Origin of the sequence: Micropruina sp. (genome assembly GCF_027492755.1) — a bacterium.
Classification (GTDB): Bacteria; Actinomycetota; Actinomycetes; order Propionibacteriales; family Propionibacteriaceae; genus Micropruina.
In genome coordinates this window covers 2974-4325 of record NZ_JAPUED010000005.1, presented here as the reverse complement: position 1 = coordinate 4325, position 1352 = coordinate 2974, and the positions used below count along the sequence as shown (strand labels likewise).

Genomic DNA, 1352 nt, shown 5'->3' with positions numbered 1-1352 from the left:
TCGTCGAGGAACAGAATTCCGTTGTGGGCACGGCTGATCGCACCCGGTTGAGCGATCCTCGCCCCACCACCGACGATGCTCGCCAACGACGCGGTGTGGTGCGGGTCGGCGTAGGGCGGACGACGGATCAGCCCACCGTCGAGTGGGAGCCCGGCCAGCGAGTGGACGGCCGATACCTCCAACGCCTCGGCCTGATCGAGATCGGGCAGAATGCCCGGCAGCCGCTCGGCCAGCAGGGTCTTGCCGACGCCCGGCGGACCGTGCAGATGCAGGTGGTGCCGGCCGGCCGCCGCCACCTCGATCACCCATTTCGCCTCCAGTTGGCCCACCACGTCGCTCAGGTCTTTGACCGGCGTCAGCTCCTCGCCAACCGACGGCGCCGGTTCAGGCGCCGGCTTCGGCGGGCCGCCCAGCAGCACAGCCACCAGATCGGGCAGATCGTTGACCCCCCACAGCGTCAGGCCCTCGACCAGCTGAGCTTCTCGCAACTGAGCGGCGGGCACGACCGCCGTGCTGAAGCCCGCCGTGACGGCGGCGAGCAGTGCCGGCAGCAGGCCACGCACCGGGCGCACTCGTCCGTCGAGGCCGAGCTCACCGAAGAGCACCATGTGCTCCAGCACCGCACGGTCGAACTTCTCGTCGGCGGCCTCGACCGCGGCGACGATGGCCAGATCGAAATGTGAGCCCGCCTTCGGCAACGTCGCCGGCGACAGGTTGACGGTGACGAGCTGCGCCGGCCAGCCGAGCCCGTGTGCGTGGACGGCGGCCCGACATCGTTCTCGCGCCTCCGTGAGAGCCGCGTCGGCCAGACCGACGATCACCATGCGGGGTAGCCCGCCGCCGATCGCCGCCTCGACCTCGACGATGGTGCCTTCGACCCCGACCAGTGCGACCGAGAAGGCCCGCGCCGGCGTCACTGCCCCACGCCTTCCAGGTGGGTGATGCGCGGACGGCCGTCACGGGGCAGCAGGACGCCGATGGCGTCGAGTCGATAGCGCGGAACCCAGTGCTGCTGCTCACCCAGCCAGGTCAGCGCCAGTCGCCTGAGCCGGCCGAGCTTCTCTGCCGTGATGGCCTCGAGCGGATCGCCGAAACCGGTGCCGGTACGGCATTTGACCTCGCAGAACACCAGCACCGGATCGGGCTCGTCGGTGTGCGCGATGATGTCGACCTCGCCGAGCGAGCAACGCCAGTTGCGCTCGATGATCGTCCAGCCCTGGCGCACCAGATGCTGGACGGCTGCCACCTCGCCCGCTCGCCACACCGCTTGTCGTTCCACGCCCTCATCGTGGGCACCGGCGTCCGAAAGTGGTCAAAATCGTTGCCAGGCTGTGGATAACGGTGGCTGAGAG

At 69.5% G+C, this 1352-nt stretch carries 2 protein-coding genes; both read right to left on the bottom strand.

Translation table 11 applies throughout. From position 1 onward, the window contains the following. A partial coding sequence (locus Q0066_RS00370; protein WP_298128914.1) for an ATP-binding protein occupies window positions 1-917 on the bottom strand: 917 nt, incomplete at its 3' end. Then, window positions 914-1279, bottom strand: a complete 366-nt coding sequence (locus Q0066_RS00365) for a YraN family protein (protein ID WP_298128913.1) — start codon at window positions 1277-1279, stop codon at window positions 914-916. The genes Q0066_RS00370 and Q0066_RS00365, both read right to left, overlap by 4 nt. Window positions 1280-1352 lie beyond the last annotated feature (73 nt).